The organism is Lysinibacillus sp. FSL M8-0355, from assembly GCF_038008985.1.
Lineage (GTDB): Bacteria > Bacillota > Bacilli > Bacillales_A > Planococcaceae > Lysinibacillus > Lysinibacillus fusiformis_D.
In genome coordinates, this window is record NZ_JBBPAI010000001.1 from 2,580,488 (window position 1) to 2,601,966 (window position 21,479).

Annotated in this window: 18 protein-coding genes and 2 pseudogenes; 8 read left to right on the forward strand and 12 right to left on the reverse strand. The window is 37.0% G+C overall.

From position 1 onward, the window contains the following. Positions 1-226 precede the first annotated feature (226 nt). From MKY46_RS12650 to MKY46_RS12665, 4 genes and pseudogenes are all read right to left on the reverse strand, one after another. Positions 227-973: pseudogene (locus MKY46_RS12650) on the reverse strand (SDR family oxidoreductase). A gap of 235 nt (positions 974-1,208) precedes the next feature. Then, positions 1,209-1,865, reverse strand: a complete 657-nt coding sequence (locus MKY46_RS12655) for a hypothetical protein (RefSeq protein WP_058843683.1) — start codon at positions 1,863-1,865, stop codon at positions 1,209-1,211. A gap of 46 nt (positions 1,866-1,911) precedes the next feature. Next, complete coding sequence (locus MKY46_RS12660; RefSeq protein WP_036117011.1) at positions 1,912-2,385, reverse strand: GNAT family N-acetyltransferase; 474 nt, start codon at positions 2,383-2,385, stop codon at positions 1,912-1,914. A gap of 330 nt (positions 2,386-2,715) precedes the next feature. After that, entirely contained in the window at positions 2,716-4,191 is a 1,476-nt protein-coding gene (locus MKY46_RS12665) for a methyl-accepting chemotaxis protein (protein WP_036117013.1), read from the reverse strand. Between the two features lie 137 nt (positions 4,192-4,328). On the opposite strand from MKY46_RS12665, the gene MKY46_RS12670 reads away from it, so the two are divergent. Then, positions 4,329-5,291 carry an MBL fold metallo-hydrolase gene (locus MKY46_RS12670; RefSeq protein ID WP_340834390.1) on the forward strand — a complete coding sequence of 321 codons (963 nt, stop codon included), beginning with the start codon at positions 4,329-4,331 and terminating at the stop codon, positions 5,289-5,291. A gap of 236 nt (positions 5,292-5,527) precedes the next feature. Here MKY46_RS12670 and MKY46_RS12675 read toward each other — a convergent pair whose 3' ends face one another. Then, positions 5,528-7,345 (reverse strand): DNA ligase D, encoded by a 1,818-nt coding sequence (locus MKY46_RS12675; RefSeq protein WP_058843682.1) that lies wholly within the window; start codon positions 7,343-7,345, stop codon positions 5,528-5,530. Positions 7,346-7,452: 107 nt separating this feature from the next. Between MKY46_RS12675 and ku the strand changes: the two genes are divergently transcribed. Further along, positions 7,453-8,274 (forward strand): non-homologous end joining protein Ku, encoded by an 822-nt coding sequence (gene ku, locus MKY46_RS12680; protein WP_058843681.1) that lies wholly within the window; start codon positions 7,453-7,455, stop codon positions 8,272-8,274. A 30-nt stretch (positions 8,275-8,304) separates the two neighbouring features. On the opposite strand, the gene MKY46_RS12685 is transcribed toward ku, so the two are convergent. Together MKY46_RS12685 and MKY46_RS12690 are read right to left on the reverse strand one after the other, a co-directional pair. Beyond that, on the reverse strand, positions 8,305-8,826 hold the full coding sequence (locus tag MKY46_RS12685) for an AAA family ATPase (RefSeq protein WP_058843680.1): 522 nt from the start codon (positions 8,824-8,826) through the stop codon (positions 8,305-8,307). A 175-nt stretch (positions 8,827-9,001) separates the two neighbouring features. Continuing rightward, positions 9,002-9,532, reverse strand: coding sequence for a dihydrofolate reductase family protein (locus MKY46_RS12690; RefSeq protein WP_036117023.1), 531 nt, complete (start codon positions 9,530-9,532; stop codon positions 9,002-9,004). Positions 9,533-9,632: 100 nt separating this feature from the next. Between MKY46_RS12690 and MKY46_RS12695 the strand changes: the two are divergent. The 3 genes and pseudogenes from MKY46_RS12695 to MKY46_RS12705 all read left to right on the forward strand — a co-directional run bounded on the left by MKY46_RS12695 (position 9,633) and on the right by MKY46_RS12705 (position 13,026). Beyond that, positions 9,633-10,582: pseudogene (locus MKY46_RS12695) on the forward strand (helix-turn-helix transcriptional regulator). A 97-nt stretch (positions 10,583-10,679) separates the two neighbouring features. Next, entirely contained in the window at positions 10,680-11,720 is a 1,041-nt protein-coding gene (locus MKY46_RS12700) for a DUF418 domain-containing protein (RefSeq protein WP_058843678.1), read from the forward strand. A 442-nt stretch (positions 11,721-12,162) separates the two neighbouring features. After that, on the forward strand, positions 12,163-13,026 hold the full coding sequence (locus MKY46_RS12705; RefSeq protein WP_058843677.1) for a PhzF family phenazine biosynthesis protein: 864 nt from the start codon (positions 12,163-12,165) through the stop codon (positions 13,024-13,026). Between the two features lie 161 nt (positions 13,027-13,187). Here MKY46_RS12705 and MKY46_RS12710 read toward each other — a convergent pair whose 3' ends face one another. After that, the gene (locus MKY46_RS12710) at positions 13,188-14,042 is read right to left on the reverse strand and encodes a hypothetical protein (RefSeq protein ID WP_036117030.1); all 855 of its coding nucleotides are present in this window, start codon (positions 14,040-14,042) and stop codon (positions 13,188-13,190) included. 828 nt (positions 14,043-14,870) lie between these two features. On the opposite strand from MKY46_RS12710, the gene MKY46_RS12715 reads away from it, so the two are divergent. Beyond that, the gene (locus tag MKY46_RS12715; protein WP_036117032.1) at positions 14,871-15,116 is read left to right on the forward strand and encodes a hypothetical protein; all 246 of its coding nucleotides are present in this window, start codon (positions 14,871-14,873) and stop codon (positions 15,114-15,116) included. A 321-nt stretch (positions 15,117-15,437) separates the two neighbouring features. After that, on the forward strand, positions 15,438-16,787 hold the full coding sequence (locus tag MKY46_RS12720) for an IS1182-like element ISBsp5 family transposase (RefSeq protein WP_330493489.1): 1,350 nt from the start codon (positions 15,438-15,440) through the stop codon (positions 16,785-16,787). A 166-nt stretch (positions 16,788-16,953) separates the two neighbouring features. Here MKY46_RS12720 and MKY46_RS12725 read toward each other — a convergent pair whose 3' ends face one another. Continuing rightward, the gene (locus MKY46_RS12725; protein WP_340834394.1) at positions 16,954-17,346 is read right to left on the reverse strand and encodes a RidA family protein; all 393 of its coding nucleotides are present in this window, start codon (positions 17,344-17,346) and stop codon (positions 16,954-16,956) included. A gap of 680 nt (positions 17,347-18,026) precedes the next feature. Continuing rightward, positions 18,027-19,040 (reverse strand): alpha/beta fold hydrolase, encoded by a 1,014-nt coding sequence (locus tag MKY46_RS12730; RefSeq protein WP_340834395.1) that lies wholly within the window; start codon positions 19,038-19,040, stop codon positions 18,027-18,029. A 129-nt stretch (positions 19,041-19,169) separates the two neighbouring features. Here MKY46_RS12730 and MKY46_RS12735 point away from each other — a divergent pair, with 129 nt between their 5' ends. Beyond that, the gene (locus tag MKY46_RS12735; RefSeq protein WP_340834398.1) at positions 19,170-20,054 is read left to right on the forward strand and encodes a LysR family transcriptional regulator; all 885 of its coding nucleotides are present in this window, start codon (positions 19,170-19,172) and stop codon (positions 20,052-20,054) included. 201 nt (positions 20,055-20,255) lie between these two features. Here the strand turns inward: MKY46_RS12735 and MKY46_RS12740 are convergent, their stop codons facing one another. Both MKY46_RS12740 and MKY46_RS12745 read right to left on the reverse strand, forming a co-directional pair. After that, a complete protein-coding gene (locus tag MKY46_RS12740; protein WP_340835671.1) occupies positions 20,256-20,813 on the reverse strand; it encodes a GNAT family N-acetyltransferase in 558 nt (185 codons plus the stop codon). A 160-nt stretch (positions 20,814-20,973) separates the two neighbouring features. Then, the gene (locus MKY46_RS12745) at positions 20,974-21,255 is read right to left on the reverse strand and encodes a hypothetical protein (protein WP_036117048.1); all 282 of its coding nucleotides are present in this window, start codon (positions 21,253-21,255) and stop codon (positions 20,974-20,976) included. Between the last annotated feature and the right edge of the window lie 224 nt (positions 21,256-21,479).

A 21,479-nucleotide genomic window follows, 5' to 3' on the forward strand; every position in this document is an offset into this window, starting at 1 on the left:
AGCCTTGAGGAAGAAGCTTAGTCACTGGTTAAAAACCTAAAAATTATTATTTTAAACGAATAAAATAATATAGAATCTGTTCTTTAAGATTTTTTCCTCCAACGAACACACCTTACAAAACTTGGTCATTTCCATATTTGGGAGTGACCCTTTTTATGTTAGGTCATTTGTTGACATACAAAGAGCCTGCCCCAATGCCTAAGCAAGACTCTTAATCTCAACTTTTCTATCCTCGCAAAAACCCACCTTCTGAATGAATGATTTGTCCAGTTATCCATGTAGCCTCTTCACTTGCAAGAAAGCTAATGGTTTTCGCCACGTCATCAGGCGTACCAATCCGACCCAGTGGAAATTTCGGTAACAGATGGGTTCTAATGCCGTCATTCATCCAAGTAGAATCTGTTGGCCCTGGATTGACAGCATTTACGGTAATATCTAAGGGAGCGAGTTCTTGAGCTAAGGACCTTGTAAACGCTGAAATAGCTCCTTTCGTCGAGACATAGGCTAATTCCCCAACCATCGGACCTAAATCCTGACCTGATGTCATATTAATAATTCTGCCTGCTTTTAAATTGGCCTTTTTCCATAGTCGGGCAAATTCAACAGAAAGAAGAAAGGTTGACCTCATATTGACTGCGTAATGTTGGTCGAGTGTTAGCGCATCTAACTTTAAATAGCCATCTTGTGCTGAATGAGCTGCATTATTTACTAGAATGGAAGGTACGCCTAGTTTTTCAACAACCTTCTGACATATCGTTTATGCTGCCAGTGGATTTGATAAATCAATCGTCATATCTTCACAAGAGACCCTCATACTCTCTATCTCCATTTGGAATTCATCAATCCAAGCAGGATCAGCTTGCCAGTGTGTGAAAAAAATATTTACCCCATCCGCAGCCAATCTTCTGCAAATAGCTGTACCAATATCTCTTGGATGACTTGCACCTGTAACGATAGCTATTTTATTCATCATTCTTAACCTCCATTTTATAGGATATAGAGGTGTTCGTTGATATAAAAAAGGAGCATAACCAAACTGGTCTGCTCAGTCTTTAGTATTAACGTACAACCTCACCCTAAATAGGCTCTCCTCTCTATATAAGAGGGATGTGCTACTATTTATTTCATAGATTGTTTATGCCAGAGTTTTTCTATACAGCTCTTTCCTAATCAATGATCTGCATTTAAAAAACTTTTGTCATAACCCTTTAATCTAAAATTTTGATATTATTTTGAACATCGATAGAAAATTGCTCTACATCATAATGATGTTTCTTAATCATGTCTTCCGCTAGCTGATAAACCTGCTTTTGTATCATGTTATTTTTCTCTTGTGTTAAATTAATCCTTATCTGAATTTCCTCAGATGTAATACTATGATCGATACTGAAGATGCCATAATTTTGGTCAATCATTTCTTCAAATAGATTGGCGAGGACATCATTATAGCTTAGTCGCGTTGAGCTAGGCTCTGCTGGTTCGTAAAGATTTTTTAACGTTAATTGAAAAAAAACGGGATTTAAATTATTTTCTTTCAACACATTCAACATAATTTCTTCTATTTTTTGTTTGGTGCTAGTATCAGCCTTGTCTGGTAATGACACGAGAAGTTCGATTTTGTCATTAGGCAGAACCCCGTAATCTAATTGAAAGCTATAATTTTCTTTGCGCAAGGCATGGGAAATCTCACTGATTAAAAATTGATATTGCTGAATATAACCCAATAATTCATTATTGCTGGGCTGTGGCACTGAAACATTGGATTTTTCAGCATATTGAATAGGTGCATTCGCTAAAAGGAAAAATCCACTACAAACAATAACAGCTAGTAGAAACCATAACGTAAATACCTTTTTGATAAACATTTATAGCCCCCTTATTCGGGACTATATGCAAGTTCTGTAAAGCTAATTACGGTAGAATCTTATAAAACAACACACGATCTTGATTTTCGCCACCGTAATTGCTGTGGACGGACACCTTATCCATCTCTTTGTCACCCTTTTCCATTCTAAAGCCCATATTCGTATGAAAGGCTATCGAAATTTCGTTTATAGGTGACGTGACACATTTCACAATATTTCGATGATATTGCTTCACTACATGAAAGAATACGTCGTATAACCTTTTTGCAATATTCTGTTTTCTGTAATCAGGATGGACCCCAACAAAATGGATAAATGCTTCATTTGAGTTGGCCTGCGATAAAAACCCTACAAGAAAGCCAATAATTTCGCCATCCTTTTCCATAATTAGGCTAGTATTCGTAAAATGATCAAAAAATAATTTGGGCAGCTTATCTGACATATTCCTATCTCCCCACCACTCATTAATCAATGGAGATAAAATATAGTAATCTGAACTTTTTAAGCTACGAATGTTCATGGAATCCCTCCTCTATTTTCAACTCATCCTGTAACATTTGGCAACGGATCAGGTGCTACTGCAATTAAATAAAACGTTACAATCACCCTGGCAAACACGCTACCAATACGTATGAATTTGATTTACAAATCAGATAACGTTGGCGTTTCTTTGTAGCGCCAACGTTCAAAAAATAAAACTTTCTTCTGGATCATATAAGCACCATATACAATAACCTAAACAGGTATGGATAAAACAATGCTGATGAATAACATCTATATACCCTCCATCTACAATGTTAAATCATATTCTCATTTTACCCTACCATTTATTTCAATTTCAATGATTCAATCAAACCTTTGCCATCACTAATGATTTTAACGTATCACTTAACGTCTGAATGCGATTGGTCGTATCGGTCATCCTCACCAGTAGCTGATTTTCATCTTCCACTGAATGTAAAATATCGCCAGTGGACTCAGCATTTTGCTCAGTCATTTTATTAAGTCTTTCAATTTGCACTTGGATTGTCTCGAACTGTGAAATCGCACTGCTTAATTCATGCATTCCCCTAGTTAAATCTGTATTGGTTTGAGCAAATGAATCCTTCAAGACATTTAAGAAATGACTGACTTCCTGCAACAATTGTTCCCCATGCTGTAACGCTTTCTCACCATCGTCAGAACGTTGATGTGCTGCTGTTGATTTTTCAAACAAGGTTTTCGTCACATTTGTAATACTTACGGTAATCGCCGCGCTTTCCTCTGCTAGCTTGCGTACCTCATCTGCCACTACGGCAAATCCTTTACCATGCTCCCCTGCTCTGGCCGCCTCTATGGCCGCGTTCAATGCCAATAAATTGGTCTGCTCTGCAATATGTGTAATTCCCTTTAATAGGCTATCTACCGTTTGCAAGCTGTGCTGTAGCTCATTTACAGTTTCTGCAGTTGAGCTCATCGCATCACTCATCACGCTCATCTGGGCCATCGCCTCCTGCATTTTGTTCCAACCTGCCAAAACCTCCTGCTGCAGCTCAGTTGATTTTCCTACAGTATCCTTTGATATGGTCAAAGTTTCATTCACGAAATGGACGGAATCGCCCATTGTGCCATGAATCACTTGCAGACTAGAGGCTTCCTGCTGAATACTTGCCGAAATAGCCTCTGTCGCTAGCAATATTTGTTTACTAGAGCCTGAAATCCTTTGCATCGTTTGCTGGAATTGCGTGACATGCTCATCCAAGGCCTGACTGCTTTTTTCGATTTCAAGAAAGGTATTTTGTAACTGATTGAAGGATGCTTGTACCTCATTTTGCTGCGCCTTTGCATGTTCAATCAGCTCATTCCCCCATTTGGCCAGCAAATAAAAGACAATAATCACGCCATTCATAATCGCTAGAAGTGTTACAAAGACGATGATATCATCAAATGGGCCCAACAAGGATGACGAGTTGACCATATATAAAATGAAAAAGCTAAGATTTGTTAGAATACCAAAGAAGACAATTAATTCTTTTTTAAAATACAAGGCAATAATGGCCACCGTGCATAGTAAAATATAATGCTTATTTAATGAAAAGCTATCAAGCAAAAATAGTGTGAAAACAACACTTGATGGAATTAAGCCAAAGATAAAACCTTTGACATACGTTTTGATGGGTAATAAATAATTACAAACTGCCAATGAAATGACAGCAAGCCCAATAAATAAAAAATGTATTCCTTTCGATAGAATCATTGGTCCGCAAATTAAAATGGCTAATATTGAGATGATAGCCAAATTGACACGGTGGACTTTCCGTGTGTCGTAACGAATTTTATTCTCCATTTTTATCCCCCTAAAAAATGAATGGACATTCAGTTTAATTTTCTATTATTATATAGTATAACTACTACTTTTTGTAGCTAAATATTGCATTCGAAAGCATATTTTAGTCATTTTTGAAATAAAAGGGGGAAATACATTTGACTAATGTCCAACAAATCGCACCAAATTTCTATTGTATTGACACACATGATTTAAATCGTGAGCAGCGAACGAGCTCCTATTTATTAATGGATGAAAAAATTGCCTTGATCGAAACTTCTGCAAGCCCTTCCGTTCCTTATATTATGGCAGGATTAAAGGAATTAAATATTGCATTAGAGGATATTCACTATGTAATCGTGACACATATCCATTTAGATCATGCTGGCGGCGCAGGTTTATTTTTACAAAGCTGTCCTAATGCCAAATTAGTAGTCCATCCACGAGGGGCGGCTCACATGATTGATCCAAGTCGCCTTATTTCCAGTGCAAAGAGCGTTTATGGTGCTGAATTTGATAAACTCTTTGATCCAATTGTGCCTATCGATGCTACGCGAATTATTGAGGTTAGCCATGAACAGCGTCTATCTTTAGGACAACATCATTTAACGTTCTTTCATACAGAAGGTCATGCTAAACATCATGTTTCAATGCTTTATTCTGCTACAAATGGCTTGTTTGTCGGGGATACAACAGGCGTTCGTTACCCAGAAATGGATGGTGAAGCGATTGATTTAATCATTCCGTCGACTTCTCCAAACCAGTACGACCCAGAAACAATGGAGCTATCTCTTCAATTGTATGAAAAGCTCCATGCAAGTGAACTATATTTCGGCCATTACGGTGCGTATAAAAATCCAACAGAGGCTTATCGTCAGGTGCGCTATTGGACGCCTCTCTTTCTAGCAGAGGGCAGAAACGCACAAGCGGCATCAAGTGACTTCCAGCAGCAAGTTCGCTATCTAGATGATCGCTTAAAGGCTCTTTTATTCAGCTATTTACAGGAAAACGACATTCCCACAGATCATCCAGTCTATCAAACAATCCCGTTCGATACGATTGTGTCATCAATGGGCATACTGGACTACTTAGAAAAAGTAAATACCCAGGCGTCACGCTAACAGTAAAAAGAGGTGTCTCTAGTGATTTTGGAGACACCTCTTTTCGGGGCCACAAGGAAACTTGCGAAACGCTTAGCTTCTCCACTTGCATCCCTATAAAGGGGACTGCTGCTAATGTAGTCAAAACTAGCCTGTTTTTCAGTAGGATTGCTTTTTTCCTACTAGCTGATGCTTGCTTATTCTTTTTACTAGGTTTAGAAGGGCCATGTATTCACCTAGATAAATTTGAAAAGGAATCATTCTTTTAAACGATCCAAAGCAGCTTGAAAATCCTGTTGCTCCCCCACCTCACGAAATGATTGAAAGGGGTTACTCCCTTTTTTCATACGTTCCATGACAGCAGGAATCGTGAAGAACTCTGGTGATAGACTCTCATGAACTTCCCCCCAATGCAGAGGTGTTGCGACTAAGCCCTGTACATTGCCACGAGTGGAATAGGGAGCAATAATGGTTTTACCCTCAGCATGCTGTAAATAATCTAAATATAATTTTTCATGACGATTCTTTTTTAAACGCTCCATTGTATATAAATTCGGTTTTTGCTGACATAAAAAACGACAAACAAATTCAGTAAACACACGCACCTCTTCATAGCTAAAAGTATTTTCGGGTAATGGAATATAAAGCTGTAAGCCTTTCCCGCCCGATGTTTTGACAAAAGATTGTAGATTAAAAAAGTCAATAATGTCCTTTAAATCAAGTGCACCTGTAATAGCTAATGAAAAATGCTGTGCTGAGGGAGGATCCAAATCGAAAACAATTTCTGTTGGATAAATGGAATGCTGTGTCTGAAATGGAATGTGCAGCTCTATAGCCAGTTGATTTCCTAACCACAAAAGGGTTTCCATATTGTTACATATTATAGTATCAATATGATCCATCACCGTCGTTGCCACAAAATCAGGCAGTTTTTCTGGTCTACTTTTTTGATAAAAGCTTTCTCCTGGAACACCATGTGGAAATCGTATTAATGTTAGTGGACGATCCTTTAGAAAAGGTAATAAATAGGGCGCGATGCTTTGTAAATAGGATAAATAATAATCCTTTGTTATACCCATTTCAGGCCACACTGGTTTCTCTGGATGGGTAATGGGTACTGATTCGGGGATTGGAAAAAGCTGCCGCTGCATATGCTGCCATTGACAATCTTCTGGTGATAGCTCTAATCGGAAAGCATGAAATCTAGGCTCTCGAAGCTTACTGCCGTCGAAATCTATACATGCGATATCGACACAAATAGAAGGCTCTAACTGCCATAGTCCTTTATGGCGCTGCCCATTTGCCTGAAAGAATGCGACAAGTGTTTGCTGTTCTTCTTCAGCCATGCCATGCTTAAATGTAACGACTTCTCGTATTTGTCCCTCATCATAAATTGAGCCATGAAAATAGCCATTGACCTGATCATACTGCGTTACTATGACCGTCACATAACGCCAATTTTTAATTTTTAACCAATGACTAGAACGGGTGTTATCCAGCCATTTACTTGTTTTCTTCTTCGCCACCATGCCCTCACCATTGTAAACCTTGATGGCTTGCCATACATTCTCTCTGTCCTCATCACCTTGGATCATTTGTATAGACCTTGGATCCTCATAGTCGACGCTTGGCAGTTTTAATCTTGTTGCAAGCTTGGACAATTGCTCTTTACGTGTTTTTAAATAGCGGTTTTGCAGTGACACCCCTTTGAAAACTAGCACGTCAAACACAAGATAGCGAAAAGGAAAAGCTTTTGCATGTGTCTCAATGGCATCTTGATTTTGCATTCTCCCTCTTTTTTGAACAATGGCAAATTCGCTTTTGTATTGATTGCGTAAATAAACTAACTCCCCATCTAAGGTTAATGGTAAAAATGCTTGAATGGACGCATGTATTTGCTGACAAAAAGCCAAAATTTCAGGAAACAAGTGGTTTAAATTTCGACCATTACGGCTAATGAGCAGCGGCTCTTCATCCCAAACTAATATACAGCGAAAACCGTCATATTTCGTTTCAAATAACCATTCACCGCCACTAGGAATATCATTTGTTTCCGTTAAAAGCATTGGTTTCATTTCACCATACCTACTTTGCTTTTTATTTTCAGTGTTTGATGATTTCAATTTAAGATACATAAAAAGCATCAAAATATATCATAGTAAGAAAAACGAGGTGACAAACAATGCATACAGTGTGGAAAGGCAGTATTTCCTTTGGACTGGTTAATATCCCTGTGAAACTACATGCCGCTACTGAAAATAAAGATGTTAAATTGCGACAGCTTCACAAGGAGTGCCATACGCCGATTAGCTACAAAAAGGTTTGCGAGGGCTGTAACCAAGAAGTAAAAGATGAAGAGATCGTCAAAGCTTATGAATATGCCAAAAATAAATTTGTCGTGTTGGATCAAGAGGATTTAGAAAACTTGCGTAAGGAAAATGAAGATAAAGCTGTGGAAATTATTGATTTTGTGCAATTAACTGAAATTGACCCCATTTATTTTGAGCGCACTTATTTCCTCTCTCCTGATGCAACCGGAGCTAAGGCCTATTCCTTATTACTTAAAACATTAGAGCAATCAGGAAAAATTGGCATTGCTAAAATTATTATTCGATCTAAGGAACAGCTTGCCATCGTGCGCGTTTATCAAAATGCCCTCGTGATGGAAACCATTCACTATCCAGATGAAGTGAGAAGTGTTGGGGATGTTCCAAATATTCCAAGTGAACAGGATGTTGTACCAAAGGAGCTTGAAACAGCTCTATTGCTGGTAGACCAATTGACGACTACATTCAACCCTGAAAAATATACGGACGATTACCGCAATGCTTTACTAGAATTAATCGAGGAAAAGAAAGGTACGAATACGATAGCGACCAGTGATAAACAACGTCCAATTCCTGATAATGTCACAGATTTAATGACAGCACTACAGGCTTCCTTAGATAAAACAAAAAAGCCAGCTACAAGAAAGCGTACTACACGCACAAAGAAAAATGCTTAAAAAAAGCGTATCCTTTTATCGGGATACGCTTTAGAATTGTTGAAGGAAGTGATCCAAATCCTTTTTATGCTGAACTACTAAAATTTTATTTAACAGATCGCTTTGTTGTTTAAAAAATTTAGGTTTCCCCTTCTGCTCAAAGCGTTTATTCCAACGAAACATTTTAAAGAAAATCGAAAATGTTGGCTGATAATGGGCTTTTTCGATACCGATTTTTTGTTTCATAAACCGCTTCATAATACGGAAGACACGAATAGGATAAGGCGTATTGAGAAAGATGATGCAATCAGCTTGTTGGAAGCTTTCAACAACCCACTCCTCTTGATGAATTCCTTCAATAATCCAAATGTTCGTTTGGAGAATGCTTTGTAAGTGCTCCTTTTTTTCTTCATCTGTTCGCCTAATATCCCCTGAATACTTTCGAATCCATGCCACATTATCTAATTCATAAAAAGGAATCTGATAGGTTTTAGATAATTCCCTCGCTAATGTCGTTTTCCCACTGCCAACAGATCCAATAATATGTATTCTTTGTGGAAATCCTATCGTCACCGAATCATCTCCCATCTTATGTATCTTTGTAGAAATATTCCCTTTATTATACAATAATTTCAACAATGGTAAAGAGGAGGTTCCTATTTCTTACCTCCATTTAGAAAGAGACTTTATCATCATATTTGATACAGTCGAATGTAAATTCTCGCATCTTCGGATAAAGAGGCTCGATTTAAGCCTCTTTTCTCACCTGATAATGCATTTGCACCATTTGACCATATCGCTTTGTCTCCAGTAGCCTTAAATTTTCGAACGGACGTGGAGATTTAAACAAAGATATCCCTGCACCTAGCAAATGGGGAGTAATGGTAATAATCCATTCATCAATTAACTGTTCCTGTAAAAAGGCGTCTAGAATCCCCGCACCACCAACCATCCAAATTTTTGCACCTTGTTGTTCTTTTAATTGCTTAGTAAATGCGACAACATCCTCTTGAACAAACGTCACATGTTTATCTTTCCCAGATTGAGATGTTGTAAACACATAGCACCTTTTATCAGGATATGGGAACGTATCGCTATGCGCTAAAATATAATCGTATGTTCGTTTGCCCATAATAACAGTATCAATAGTTTGATACATATCGGAGTAGCCATTATCTCCTTCCCCTTCTGTTTCTTCAAGCCACTGTAAATCATCATTTTCCTTGGCAATAAATCCATCTACACTTAATCCGATAAATACCACTATTTCTCGTGACATCTCGTCAACTCCTGTTCTTTTGAAAATCTCTTGTACAATCTCTATACTAGATATAAAACATGACAACTATTGGCATGATTAAATAAAAAGGTGAAAAAATATGTCCAAAGCCAAACGATTAATTGATATTTTGTTATTTGTCAGTGCTAAAAAGAAATTTACAGCGCAGGAAATTGCCGACACATTCAATATTTCGGTGCGAACGGTGCATCGTTACCTTTAGATTTAAGTGACATGGGGCTACCTATCTATGCGGAGCAGGGCAGACATGGCGGCTATACAGTATTGTCAAATGCGATTCTCCCCCCTATCTTATTTACTGAGGAAGAAGCGGTCTCTATTTTCTTTGCGTTCCAATCTTTGCATTATTATCGTGACTTACCTTTTAATACCGAAATGAAGTCTGTTTCTCAAAAGCTTTATGATTCCTTACAGAAGGAGGCCAAGAAAAAGGTGGATACGCTGCAATCCTATATGGCCTTTTGGAATCCTAAAAGGGCCATTACAACACCACTCTTAACAGACGTTTTAGAGGCAATCATCAAGCAATCACAATTGCATATCCAATATGAATCAAAGTCTGGTATCACTTCAAAGCATGTCCAGCCTATTGGTGTGTACGCTCATGATGGCTTATGGTATATGCCTGCGTTACTATTATCAAACGAAAAAATTTTACTCTTTCGTGTTGATCGTATCCATGCCATTGAAGCCAGCGATGAAAGCCATAAGACGACTATGAATTTGCAGCAATGGCTCGAAAGTGCCTATGAACCTCAACATCCTATTCGCTTATATGTAGAATTATCAAGTGAAGGGGTTCGTCAATGTTTAAGTGAGCCACATCTTGAAAAAGCTGTTGTCCTACTTAGTGATGGTACAGGCTATATTGATACGATAATCGATCAAGGTGAACTTCAATTTAATAGCTCCCTTTTCTTTCGCCTCGGTCCACATGCGATTGTCAAAGAACCCCAAGCATTAATTCAACTATTGCGTCAGCATGCACACGAGCTATTAGAGATATATCCAGAGCCAAATGAAAGCTAATCTGTTAGATGACAATTTCGTCAGATTCGTGTAACCTTCATCGTTACTACTTTTTAGTAAACTATCTTATACTTGGCTTTGAAGGAGGAGATGACCGTTGCAACCAACCGACAACAACAAACGAATTGATACATTAGATTATTTAAGAGGATTCGCTCTACTTGGCATTATTTTAGTTAATATTCCCGCATTAATGTGGATTGAACCCCCTACATTAACGAGCGATATCGCCTATAGTCGCTTTTTAACTCTTTTTATAGAGGGTAAATTTTTCATCATTTTTTCATTTTTATTTGGTATAGGATTCTATCTTTTTATTTCTCGTGCCCTTGCAAGAAATGAAAAAGCTTATTCCTTATTTAGTCGCAGACTTTTGATGTTATTACTTATGGGGATTGTCCATTTCTATTTCCAACCAGGTGAAGCCTTAACGGTCTATGCCATTTTTGGCTTTGTAGCCTTGCCATTTTATAAAATACGCAAACAATTCAATCTAATCATTGGATTAATCCTATTAGCTATTACTGCTTATTGGGGCCTTAAAATTTTGATGCCCTTTCCACTTATTTTGCTAGGTCTAACTGCTGGTCAATATCGCTTATTTGAAAATATCTCAATTCATCGAAATAAAATCATACTAGTAACGATTGTTATGGGCTGTATAAGTATTGCTAGCTGGATTTATCAATGGCAGTATGTCCCTGATGCAATCGATACGATGGATCAGCTGTCTAAGGATCAGCTAGACGTCCATATTACAAATATCGAGCAATTTGCATTAATCGGATTACAGTTTAGCCCATTCGCTTCGGCATTTTACATGGGGACAATCATTCTATTACTACAAAACTCTTTATTTCAACAACTGTTATCACCATTAAAGGCATATGGACGAATGGCCTTAACCAATTACTTGGGGCAAACCGCACTTATTCTAGTAATCGGTCATGCCTTCCAACTCATTGGACAGCTTCGTTACATTGAGTCTTTGTGGATTTGTCTAGGTATTTATGTTTGTCAATTGCTCTTTAGCAAGCTATGGTTACATTTTTTCCGCTTTGGCCCTATGGAATGGCTGTGGCGAATGGGTACCTATTGGACAGCCCCTCCCCTACGCCAAAGCAAAAAAGGGCACTAATTATTTATCGTCAATGATAAACACCTATCAGTAGTGGATTAAACGTCATATATTGGTAATGTACCCTACTCGCTTTCCATCTTTGCTCATATCTTCAGCAAGAAACACATCCCCATTTTATTTGGTCACTTATTGCATACATACGATTACGGTCAGAAATATGCAGATGTGACTAATTTAAAAACAGCGTAAGCCCAGTGCTGACGCTGTTTTTTTATTTTTATAAAATAGCTATTAAGAACCGAAAGTAAACATTTGGGACACTTTATAGGAAACAAAAGAAAATAAATCTAGTGACTCAAACTGTAGATAAACTATTTCTGGAGAGTTCAGATGCTAAAAATAGTTTGTCTCTTGCTTTATAGCAAATTTATCCAACATCATTTATACCTAGTGCTTTCTATGCTACAATTTACTATAAGTGAGGAAAGAAGGGTGTCTTATGAAAATATCTGTTTATGTTGCAAGTGCATTTAGCAAGGATCATAAAGGCGGAAATAAAGCAGGAGTGGTATTTATTGAGAATACATTGACCACTACTCAAAAAATGGCAATAGCCAAACAACTGGGCTATGCGGAAACCGCATTTATATCAGAATCTGAAATTGCTGATTATAAATTTGAGTATTTTACACCAAAAGAAGAAGTTGATTTATGTGGTCATGCCACAATTGGCTCTTTCGCGATACTGATGCATTTAAATAAACTTTTCAGGAATAGCTATACGATTGAAACGAACAGCGGTGTCCTTACTATTACCATAAAAGATGACATCATATTTATGGAACAAAACAAACCGAAATTCTATGATATTGTATCTCCAAACGAGTTCATCGACTGTTTTGACATTAAAGATATAGACAATAAATACCCAATTCAAATTGTCTCCACAGGCTTAAAAGATATTTTAATTCCTATAAAAAGCGAAACACGATTACATGCACTGCAACCTAATTTTGAAAAAATTAAAACAATCAGCAAGTATTATAATGTTGTCGGGATGCATCTATATACTTTTAATGACAATCGAATTATATGCAGAAATTTTGCTCCACTATACGACATCAATGAAGAAGCAGCGACTGGAACTTCAAACGGTGCATTAGCTTGCTACCTTTATGAAAAGCACTACTTGCAAAAAGAAGTCTATGTATTTGAACAAGGGTATTCTTTACACTCACCTTCTGAAATATTAGTTAAATTAGCAACCAATAGCAAGAATGAAATAGAAAAAGTTTATGTTGGCGGCAAAGGCTATTATTGTGAAACTAAGTGTTTAAATGTAGAAAATATTGAGTGTAACTAAAAAACACCGAATAAAAAGGTTGAGAAAATAATTTCTCAACCTCAGACTGTAGACAAAGTATCTGATTATTCGATGCTTTGTCTTTTCTTCTTAGTAAAATGCAATCAAATATACCGCTAAAAAATAGTTGTTCGTCATTCTTATAATCCTTGGACTAACATCTATATACGCGTTAATGCGCCATTAGGCTTTGGTAACTCTTGGGCTGTTATTTGATTCATTTTACAAAAATGTTTAAAAAATTGTTGTGCCAGCTCTCGTTCATCTGTGTCACTTTTTAATGAAACTATATCAAGCAAAATTTGAGCCATCCATAAATTTTCAAAATAACGATATTTACCTGTATTCCATGTCATTTTTTCAGGGAATTTTTCATTGATATAATAGTGCCAGAAAAGCAGCTGATCCGATTCCTGTTCTGTAAGTTGAATTCTGTATTTTGAATGAGCTGGAATATATCCATCTTCACAAAGCTTGCCGACAAAGTTTTCATTCACCATATAGACACCTAAGATACGTCTGTCTTTTTCAAGCATGCTGGAATCTTTTGCTGTTAAGAGGACAGCGCTATTTTGGTGCAAACGGCTCGGTTTGTTTGGCTTTCCTTTGTTATTACCACTTTTTAATATGCCCGAAAAAACTTTCCACTCTGAAAAAGAACTATCCTGTTCTTCTGTGTCACACCAAAAAACCATTTGTGATGCGGGATGAAGTTTATGGTTATGCATAAGTTTTTCATGTTCCAAACGAAGTACCAGTTTTTTTCTTTGTAGTATTTTTTCCTCTTCCTTCTTCCATTCTTCCTCTTTTCGCTCAATTTCCTTTTTTTGTATAATCTCTTCAAGTAACTTAGCATCACTTTTATCATGTATTTTTAGGTGCTTTCCAAATACATCAGGGAAAACAAACCTTTTATTTTCCGATCCGAAATGTATTTCAATACTAGAATCATTATGCTTAACTATACTACCTATGCCAAAACGCTTGTGTGTAACTTTCTTATTGATTAGATTCATTATTCTAGTCCTCCTTAAGGAATAAAAACTCGGTTACTATTAGATAGTAAATTAATCATTTTATTCAACTAACTTCCTTTAAAGCACACATAACTGTTTTGATTTTTTCTTCGGCTTAAAAAAGGATATTAAAAAAACGTACCCAAATTCTATCTGTAAAAAAGGACATCTGAATTCGAAATACGATTTTAAAAAAGTAATTGTAAGACTATTATAACATTTTTTTAAAAAATTACAAATTTATTATTGACATCATATTTTACCATAAGGTAAAATGATTATTTATTCTTTGAATTACCTTGAAATAGCTATGTAATAAAAGCCTCCAAAAATCGCAAAATTTCTGGAAAACACCTCTTTAAATAACCACTTGATTATTGGTGCTAAACATAGGAGGGCTTCATGAAATCAATGATGTTCCCTATAAAGAGACTCCACTGTTGCAAAAGTTATTTGTAAGGGTTTGGTTATAACAAGCTTCTCACCTTCCTCTGCTTTAGATAGCAGCTTATTTAATTGTGGTCGGTCTGCTTTCGCTCCAGTGAATTTCTCTTTGTTAATAACCGTTACCCTTCACTCTCCACTACTATTCAAAACCCGTGATTTTATAAAGATGCACTTTCCTTTATACGATTTGCTGACAGGATCAACAGCCACTCCAATCAGAGCTAAAAAACGAGCCCAGTGTTATATTGTTGTAGGTGGTTTTCTATTGCCTCTTTGCCAACATCAGTAACCTTTTAGGCTATGTATGCCAAATGATTTTTCACCTGTCACTTATCCTAAACATATAATGCAAATAATACCCTTTTTTGTAGGGAGGATTTTATGAAAAATAACAAGGGCTATAGGAATAGCGAGGGGATCGAATCAGTTAGCCAAGCAGCTAAGCTGGCGGTCATTGCAGGAGCCATTACAACACTCGGTGACGCAATAGCGACTATTGCGGCTGGTCTTGCTTTAGAGGATGAGTTGAAGGAAAATGAAAGCAATAGCAATGATATTGACAAACTACAAAAGCAAATTGACGAATTAAATTATGAATTGAAGCAATTAAAAAGGATGTTACGTTAGAACAGTATTTATACAAAAAACGACAATATCTTTTGGATATTGTCGTTTCAGACTGTAGACAAACTCAATGAATTTTGAGTTTGCCTACAGTCTTTTTTCTTTTACAATAAAATAAAGTAAAAAAGTAAAGCCGTTGATTTCCACTACGGGCGGACGCTTTCCGCGGGCGGGGTCGAGCTGCTTCCCTCGCTTCGCTCAGTCCAGGATCTCGACTTTCCCGCTTTTCCCGCAGGAGTCGCCGCCCTTCGTTCCAATCAACTTCTACATAAAGAATTCCTTATTCATCTATTGATAAAAAGTAAACTTTTGAGGTGATCAACCATGATGACGAAAAATCATACCAATGAACGTGAACAATTAGAAATGTTAACGATTGATCAATTAGTTCCCAACGATCATTTAGTGAGAAAACTGGAGGCTGCTATTGATTTTTCATTTATCTATCCTTTAGTAGAACATCTCTATTCACCTAATGGGCGTCCAAGTATTGATCCTGTTGTTCTCTTTAAAATGACGTTTATTCAATATGTTTTTGGCATTCGCTCCATGCGTCAAACGATCAAAGAAATTGAAACGAATATGGCGTATCGTTGGTTTTTAGGATTTGGCTTCCATACAGAAGTCCCGCATTTCTCTACCTTCGGTAAAAATTATGTCCGTCGCTTTCATGACACCGATATATTTGAACAGATTTTCTATCGTATATTAAAAGAGATTATGCATCAGGGACTCCTCCATGCAGACCATCTATTTATTGATTCTACGCATGTGAAAGCGAGTGCCAATAAACGGAAGTATGATAAAAAGGTCGTGCGAAAAGAAACACGGGCTTATGAAGAGAAGCTTCAATTAGAGTTAAATATGGATCGTGAAGAACACGGAAAAAAGCCCTTTCCCCCGGAGAAGTTTGAAAAGGAAGAATGGAAAGAAATAAAGGAAAGCACGACAGATCCTGAAAGTGGCTATTACGTGAAGGATGAACGTACGAAGCAGTTTGCATATTCCTTTCATGCAGCCACAGACGAAAAAGGCTTTGTCTTAGGTGCCATTGTGACTCCGGGAAATGTGCACGATAGCCATGTATTACAGCCACTTGTTGAAAGGGTCATTCAAAATGTTCAAAAACCATTAGCTGTTGCAGCAGATGCAGCCTATAAAACACCAGCGATTACGAACTTTTTGTTAGAAAATCAAATGTTGCCTGTTCTTCCGTATACACGTCCTAAAACGAAAGATGGATTCTTCCGAAAGCACGAGTATACATATGACGAGCACTATAATTGTTATCTTTGCCCACAAGGGCAGATATTGAAGTATGCGACAACGACGAAGGAAGGATATCGCCAATATAAATCGAATCCTTTGATTTGTGCGAAGTGTCCAAGCCTTTCCCAATGTACAGAAAGTAAGCATCATCAAAAACTCATTCAACGCCATATTTGGGAGTCGTATGTGGAGGAAGCTGAACATTTACGCCATTCCTATGACATCAAACAAATTTATGCAAAGCGCAAAGAAACGATTGAGCGTGTCTTTGCCGATGCAAAAGAAAAGCATGGTATGCGATGGACAACCTTAAGAGGTCTAAAAAAATTGTCCATGCAGGCGATGCTTACTTTTGCTGCCATGAATTTGAAGAAACTGGCTACTTGGACGTGGCAAGTAGCTTAAGAGAGCAACTAAGCTCGAAGAGTATGTTGAATTTGGTAGTATATTACCAAATGTTAAAAATAAAATAGGAAGAAAAATGACAAAAACCATCGAGAGTGAACTTCTCGATGGGCTTTTGTCTACAGTCTGAAACGACAATATCTTTTGGATATTGTCGTTTTTTAGGCTATTTAGCAGCCCAAAGATCAATCTCTATTTTAATATCTGGTAGCCCTAAAGCCGTAACATAAGCAACAGTCATAGAGGGATAGGAATCACCAAACATGGCTTTCCATTGCTGATCGAAATAAGCCCAATCAATCTCCTCTGTTGCCCAAATGTTAGCCTTGACTACATGACTAGCATCCAATTCCTCAGCTGCTAAAATCGTTTCTATATTATTAAATGTATTGGTTATTTGTTCCTCGAATCCTTGAGGCAATTGATCATCTTGACCGATACCTATTTGTCCTGAAAATGCATACATTGTTGCATCTTTCGGGATGATTGTTACATGGCTATATTTTCCGACTGGGTAAGGCACCTGCATTGGATTTTTACGCACTATTTTTACTGGCATCTTCCATACTCCTTTAGGTTCTTATTTTTCTAAAAAAGGGCAAACTTATCCCTTGTTCAACGATTTTAGAAAAAAACAGCCGTGGAGAACCCTATACCCATGCTTAAAAAACGAATAGATCTTTTTTTCATGTAAATTCTCCTCCTGTTCCCTAAAGTTATTTTCACTTTACCATTTCTATCCTAGCTAATCAAGGAAGCGTAGAGACGATTTATGAGTTTCTTTATTATTATTTCTCAGGCAATTAACTATATAACCATAACGAATACAGCATATAAATAATAGTGTAAAGCGAAATTAGCCTTACACCTCCGAATTTGTTACCAGGGTCACACCATCCCAAGTGACTCTTCTCATCTTAAAAAACTAGGCTCTCCTAATCGGAGCACCTAGTTTTTTTGTTCCTATGCGTGTTCATTACTAAAATAGCATAGCATCCTCAACAAATTCTGAACAGACTATCTAAAATTGTTATATTCATAAATGCCATAATGGTTCTATACTGCACTTCATTTAATTTTTAACTTACCTATTACTGGATAGGCATAGATAGTCACTTCTTTTTTGGAGGGTGTTTTTCGAATTAGGTTCTATTAAAGGTGAATTGATTTTATACGTTTAGCCCTCTTCGCAATATGAATGCCAAATAAAAATTCACTTTTACTCCATACATAAATTTGCTATACCAATTGTAAAAACTGTTTCAATTGGTTGTCTATCTCAAGAGAATCCTGTTCGTTTTGTCCAATTCCGAAGCAATGTCCCCACTTAGATTCGATTGGTCGATAAACTGCATTAGGCATGTGCTTTACTTCATAAGTATTATCCTCTGGCGGAAAAAAAAGATCGGTCGACCCTGGCATAACAAGGGCTTGAGCAGTGATACAGTTTAACGCTTTTTCAAAATTTCTGTTGTCTTGAGGATTAGCACTTATATCTCCGTTAATACCTGTTCGTAGCATGGCAATCAAGTCGTTTGCATCAAAGGAAAGAAACACTTTATCCCAATAATCTTCTAGATATGCCTTTAATGTTGTGTACCCTTCTTCTTGATAGAGCTGTTCTAAATAGTAGGCTTGAGAAAATCCCCATGGCGCATAGGCACGTCCCATCGCAGCAAGTCCTGCTGTAGGCTGATTAGTGTAGAAGCCTCGCTTCCAGTTGGCGTCTGCTTGCAATGCTGTGATAAGGCTCTCAAAAACAACTTGTGCATGTGGTCTGGTCTTTGCTGTTCCGCCAAACGGTGCAATCCGTTCGACCATCTCAGGATAACTTCTTCCCCATTGAAAGGTTTGCAGCGCACCGAGTGACCATCCAACGACTAGAGCAATTTTCTTAATACCAAATTTTTCAGTTATGAGTCGATGTTGTAACCGAACATTATCATAGATCGTTACAAGTGGAAAATTACCTTTATCCATAGGAGCCTGTGTATTGCTTGGAGAGGAGGATAATCCATTCCCAAACATATTAGGCACGATTATAAAATATTTGTCTGGATCAAGTGCTTTGCCAGAACCAATCAACCACTCATTATCCGTATGCTGGCCAGCAAACCAAGTGGGATAAACAATCACATTTGATTTTGCAGTATTTAAAGTTCCATAGGTTTTATAAGCAAGAAAAGCTTGAGGCAATTTTTGTCCCGATTGTAGCAAGACATCTCCAAGTGAATAAATTTCGTAATCTTTCATAATTCAAATCCCCTTTTATAAAATTTTGCGTGTAGCTTGATTTTTACTCTACGATACTGTTACCATCAAATCAACGAAACGTTTTTGAATATAACGTTCATTTTTTTTGAATTAAGAGGTGCTGTATCAATGGAAATCCGTCAGCTTAAAACATTTTGGACGCTTGCTTCCACTCGCAGTTTTAGTCGCACTGCCGAAGTGTTGAACTATGTTCCGTCTACTGTAACCATGCAAATCAAGGCGTTAGAAGAAGAATTGGGCGTCAGGTTATTGGATCGCTTGGGCAAGAGTGTCGTATTAACAGATGCTGGCCACCAGTTATTGCCCTATGCTACCAAAATATTAAACGATATAGAGGAAGCCCGTTGTGTCTCCAGTCAGAACGGAGAATTAACTGGCACAATTATCATTGGTGCAGACGAAGTACTCTGTACATACCGTTTACCAGCATTACTCAGAGATTATCGTCAACAATATCCCCATGTTCGTCTGCTTTTTAAACCTTTGTCTGGTCAAAATTTGAAACAAAGTCTAAGAGAAGGAGATGTTGATGTGGTCTTTATGCTAGATGAACCTATCGTATCATCAGATCTTCATACAGAAATTTTATTGGACGAACCGTTTCTTATGGTCGTTTCCCCCGACCATCCATTAGCTTCTCGTGCTACATTAAGCATAGAAGATTTTAATAGAGAGCATATTCTATTAAGTGAAAAAGGTTGCTCTTATCGGACTTTCTTTTATCGTACTTTGGTAAAGAATGGGGCAGACAGCTTGACCGAACTTGAGTTTAATAGTGTAGAAGCCATTAAACAATGTACAATGGCGGGACTCGGTATTGCCTTATTACCAGAAATGGCGCTAAAGGGAGAAATGGAGCGAGGTGAGCTGATCCCTCTACCTTGGGATTTATCTGAAATACAATTTGCCACTCAAATGTTGTGGCATCAAGAAAAATGGATTTCTCCATCGATAAAAGCCTTTACAGATTTAGCAAGAAATTTACTACAGTAATATTCTTAGGAGGAAGGGGCGGATTCAGAAGTTAATGATACTGAATCGACCTTTTTCTAAAGAAAGGAAACAGACTCAAATTAGTGCACAACGGACTTAAAAAATGTGACTACAACATCAAATTAAGGCTGCTTGAGGCTATGTTCAAAGCAATAGAAAAAGCCACCTCCCATTACGGGACATGACTTCTTCCTAAATCTCTTAATATTCACTTTTCAATATTGAAAAAATGGCAAGATCAACATACTTCCCTTTTTCAAGTTCGTGTTGTCTCAAAACACCCTCTTGACTAAAATTTAATTTTTCCAACAATCTTATAGATGAATTGTTTTCTGGCTCTATTTTCGCTTCAATTTTATTTATTGCCATCGACGTAAAAGCAAAATGTATGATCTTACTTAAAGCCTCTTGCATAATACCCTTTCCCCAGTGTTCAGGTTTTAAATCGTAGCCGATTTCTATGCGGTTATGTTCTTTCTCATAATTCAAATAACCACAAGTGCCAATCACTTTTTTGGTCTTAGCTTCTTCAATTACCCATCTTAAGCCAGTTTGTTCTTTGAAAATTTTATCATACCAGTTTAATTCATGTAATGCATCATCAACTGAAGCAAATAATGTTAATGGCAAATACTTGACCACTTTTTCATCAGAATAAAGTGCAAAAATATCTTTGCAATCATCAACTATACCTTTTCGTAAGATGAAGCGTTCCGTTTCCAATTTAGGAAAATCTTTAAATTCGAAATTTATACTCATCATAACTCCTTTTTTCACCATCATTAGCATTATTCATAAATAAATAGTAACACATTATATTCAGAAAATTATCATAACTATTCAATTTGTACATGCAACTCTTTTTATCATTACAAAAACAAAAGCCACATCTATTGGATGTGACTCAATAATTGATTATTTATAACAAAGTTCGAGACTTAGCACTATTGCCAGATACAATAAATTTATCTGTTTCTTCGTCAAAAGCTATAGTGAAACTAAATTCATTCATTAAGCTTCCTGTATAATCACTAAGACTTAGTGTAGGACTAACCCAAAACACAACTTCATTTCCATCAACCTTCCAGCCGCTCTCAAAGCCTTTGTGCTTATCTTCAAGACGCTTTCCGATAGTTTGTCCGTTATTACTAATGGTATTTTTCACTAAATCAATAAATTTATTTTGCGTTTTTATTTCCATTTAATTCCTCCATTCATACTAATAATAGCTTTAATAGTATTATATGGTTATGAATATCAAATTAAAACATTTTTGATGCCTAATCTCTAAAAAAAAGCAAAGGAAGCTCTCTCTGACACAATTAATATTTCTTTCTAAAATTAAAGAGCATCATTCCTTATTTGAATGATGCTCCACTAAATTAAACTAAGGATTTCCCCTTATTTTCCCAACCATTTGTTAGT